At 36.3% G+C, this 3,648-nt stretch carries 4 protein-coding genes; all 4 read right to left on the bottom strand.

The features are described 5' to 3' along the window. A partial coding sequence (locus HMPREF0518_RS03465; protein ID WP_003626128.1) for a sensor histidine kinase occupies positions 1 to 1,455 on the bottom strand: 1,455 nt, incomplete at its 3' end. After that, positions 1,455 to 2,177 (bottom strand): response regulator transcription factor, encoded by a 723-nt coding sequence (locus tag HMPREF0518_RS03460; protein ID WP_012211656.1) that lies wholly within the window; start codon positions 2,175 to 2,177, stop codon positions 1,455 to 1,457. The genes HMPREF0518_RS03460 and HMPREF0518_RS03465, both read right to left, overlap by 1 nt. A 2-nt stretch (positions 2,178 to 2,179) precedes the next feature. Next, positions 2,180 to 2,569, bottom strand: a complete 390-nt coding sequence (locus tag HMPREF0518_RS03455) for an SdpI family protein (RefSeq protein ID WP_003633551.1) — start codon at positions 2,567 to 2,569, stop codon at positions 2,180 to 2,182. 34 nt (positions 2,570 to 2,603) lie between these two features. Beyond that, positions 2,604 to 3,569 carry a mannose-6-phosphate isomerase, class I gene (gene manA, locus HMPREF0518_RS03450; RefSeq protein ID WP_003626124.1) on the bottom strand — a complete coding sequence of 322 codons (966 nt, stop codon included), beginning with the start codon at positions 3,567 to 3,569 and terminating at the stop codon, positions 2,604 to 2,606. Positions 3,570 to 3,648: the final 79 nt, after the last annotated feature.

The following is a 3,648-nucleotide window of genomic DNA, read 5'->3' as shown; positions in this document are numbered from 1 at the left end:
TTGATCTTTACTTATGAATTGTTCATAGCCCTTGTCATAAAAGATAATTGTAAAGGTAGAACCTTTGCCAGGCTCAGAATCTACTTTTACTTTTCCACCATGTTGCTTAATCAATGAAGAAACGATAGCTAAACCTAAACCAGATTCGCCTGTTCCCATTCGTGCCCTTGATGGATCAGCTTTGAAGAAACGCTCAAAGATATATTTGGTCTGGTCTTTACTCATGCCAATTCCATTATCCTTTACGAATATCTCACTCGCATGTTCTAATCTTTTACCAGAGATTTCAATTTGTCCATCATGAGTAAACTGAATGGCATTCTGAACCAAGTTAACCATCACTTGAGTAAAGCGATCACGATCAGCATAAATTGGCAATTTTTCTGGACCAGTAACACTGATTTCATCATTAGCTTTTCCAGCATTCTGTTTTAATTGAGATTTTAGATCACGTAAAATTGGCATTGCATCAAAATCAGTCTTAATCAACATGATTTGATTATTGCGAATTTTTTCATAATCCAAATTTTCATTAACCAATCTAACTAAGCGCTTGGTTTCTCGCTGCATCAAATCAATCGATTTAGGTTTAGACTCTTCTGGAATTGCATCATATTGCAGCCCTTCCAAAATACCATTAATAGTAGTCAAAGGCGTGCGCATTTCATGAGCCGCATCAGCCATAAACTGATCACGCCGGTTTTCCTGCGCCCTAACCTCTTCGTTTGATTGCTTGAGTGCTTTAACCATTTTATTAAAGTTTTCCGCAAGTTGATCAATTTCATCACTATCTTTATGAGCAATCTGAACATTGAAGTTCCCTAACGCAACTTTTTGCGTTGCTCTAGATAAACGTTTAATTCGTTTGGTTGAGTAATACGAAATAATAAAACTAAGAATTAAACCAACGGCTACGGTAACTAACAAAGCTCGCAATAAATTGCGTTTTGACATATAAATTGGTCGCTCAACATGTGTTACCTTAGAACTAATCCAAGCTACACCGACCAAATTTTTCCCATTCCTCCATGGAACTAAGACACCAGTATATGCATCCTTAGTAGAACCGATTGGCGAATGCTCCGCATGATTATTTTGAATACGAATTTCCTGTCCATTTTTTAATGTAGAAAAAATCTTGTCGGATAATTGTACCTTAGCATTTACCCGAGGATAAATTTGCATATTTTGATCATTAAAAATACGTAAATGAACATCATCCCCACGCAAGACAAACTCTAATTGGTTTAGAAAATTGTCATTTAGTAACGCCGTACCATTTTTTTCATCTGTCTCGGCTAGTTCTCCTAATGAATTAGCATAGCTTTCCATACGTTGATAATTTTGCATATAAGCCTGATTGCGAGCATATCCGATTTCTGAATAACCAATAATAGAAATCGTAGTCACAATAATCAGGAGAAATCCGAGCATGTTTTGATAAATTAATTTCATTATTTGACCTGCGAATCGTCAAACTTATAGCCAACGCCCCAGACTGTTTGGATAACCTTGGCACCAACTTTTTCTAGTTTTTGGCGCAATTTTTTAATATGGGCGTCAACAGTTCGTTCTTCACCATAATACTCATATCCCCAGACCAGATCTAATAATTGATCACGCGAAAAGACTTGCTTAGGCTTTTGCGCCATTGTATATAACAAATCAAATTCCTTCGGCGTTAAATCAACAACTAGTTGGTCATCAAATAAAACTTCTCGTCTATCCTTAGAAATCTTTAGATGAGCAGTCTGAATTTCATATTCTTGATTATTATTTTCTTGTGTTTGAACGTCTTCTTCCATCATCACGCGACGATGAAGTGCCTTGATGCGGGCAATTAAGGCGATTGGACTAAATGGCTTAGTCACATACTCATCAGCACCAATTCCTAATCCTAGAACTTGATCTGATTCACTGCCCCTAGCAGTAAGCATAATAATCGGAACAGTAGGAGAAATAGCTCTTACTTCCTTAGCAACTTGAATACCATCTTTTTTAGGCAAATTCAAATCTAATGTAATCAAATCATACTTATCTGCATTTTCTTTAAACATATCGACGGCTTCGACACCGTCGACAGCGATATCTTGCTGCCAACCTTCTTTTTTGAAAAACATTCCCATCATTTCAGCAACGGAATTATCATCTTCAACCATTAAGATTCTCAAACTCATTATCAATCCCTAAATCCTTTTGTTCTTTGACGTTTTACTTGATCAGGATCGACATAGTCATGTGGCAATTCATGTAGTTCACTGAGAAAAGATTTGAGACTTTTTTCAGTAAAGACAATTGGCAATAAGATAAATAAATAAAAAGTTAATAGCCAAATGAGAAAATAGCGATCCCAATTCAAATAGTGAATAATTACACCTATTGCGACTTGAATTAAGCCGAATAAAATACAATATAAGCTTGCCCTTCTTTGAGCAAACTTAAAACTAGCCTTGTTAACTTGCGCTAGATAAGATAAATAGCCATAAATCCGATTAGGCTTTTTGGCTGGTGAAATCAACCAAATAATTCCAATCACTGCCATTATTGAACCACAAGCGACATAGATCACAATTTCTCACTCCTAAATCTGATAAAATAAACGGTTATTCCTCACCAGGTGCAGATATAACTATTCTCATTTTACCAGTGAAAGTGAATTTCTTCATCTCATTTGGAATAATTAAATTAGTTCCCAACTTCAAATTATATGTTTTGCCATCAGCTTCGAGTTTTCCTTCGCCTTTAATGACTGAAACTAAAAGATATGGGTGATTCTTTAACCCTGTCTTCCAAGTGCCATCAAGATCGATTTGCCATAAGTAAAAGTGTGGAGAAATTGGTGGTTCTACCAAAGTCTTAATTTCCGCATCTTGGTCCTTATTAGTCTTAATATCAAGCTTAGGATCAACGTGAGGCACAGTAGTTACATCAATTGATTTTTGTGTATGAAGTTCACGCTTTTTGCCGGTCTTCTTGTCTACTCGATCATAATCATAAAGACGGTAAGTTACGTCACTGGATTGTTGGGTTTCAATTACCAAACACCCTTTAGTTAAGGCATGAATTGTACCTGCAGGAACGTAGAAGAAGTCGCCAGCCTTAACCGGAACTTTTCTAAGCAATTTGTCCCATTCACCCTTATGGATCATGTCAGCTAGTTCTTCACGAGTCTTAGCATGGTGACCATAAATGATGTAGGCACCTGGGTCTGCTTGCATGACATACCAGCTTTCGGTCTTGCCTGAATCATTTTCTACTTTTCTAGCATAATCATCATCTGGGTGCACTTGCACTGACAAGTTATCGTTTGCATCCAAAAACTTAACCAAAAGTGGAAATTCCTTAGCTTTAGGATTGCCAAATAATTCTGGATGCTTTAAATAAACATCTCTTAATGACATGCCTTTAAGTGGTCCTTCAGTCACTACTGAAGCATCATCCTTATAACCGGAAATAATCCATGCTTCGCCTACTTTTCCTTCTGGAATATCGTAGTGAAAAATATCATCTAATTTGCGTCCGCCCCAAATCTTTGGTCTAAAATAGGGGGTTAAAAATAATGGTTCCATTTAAATCACCTCATATAAAGTATATACTTTGAGATAATAAAAATGAAACCCTTTTCTTGATTATATATCTACTTTTTAG

Source organism: Lactobacillus helveticus DSM 20075 = CGMCC 1.1877 (assembly GCF_000160855.1).
In the GTDB taxonomy this organism is placed as follows: domain Bacteria; phylum Bacillota; class Bacilli; order Lactobacillales; family Lactobacillaceae; genus Lactobacillus; species Lactobacillus helveticus.
Note: the sequence above shows the minus strand (reverse complement) of the source record. Positions and strands in the feature narration are given on the sequence as shown.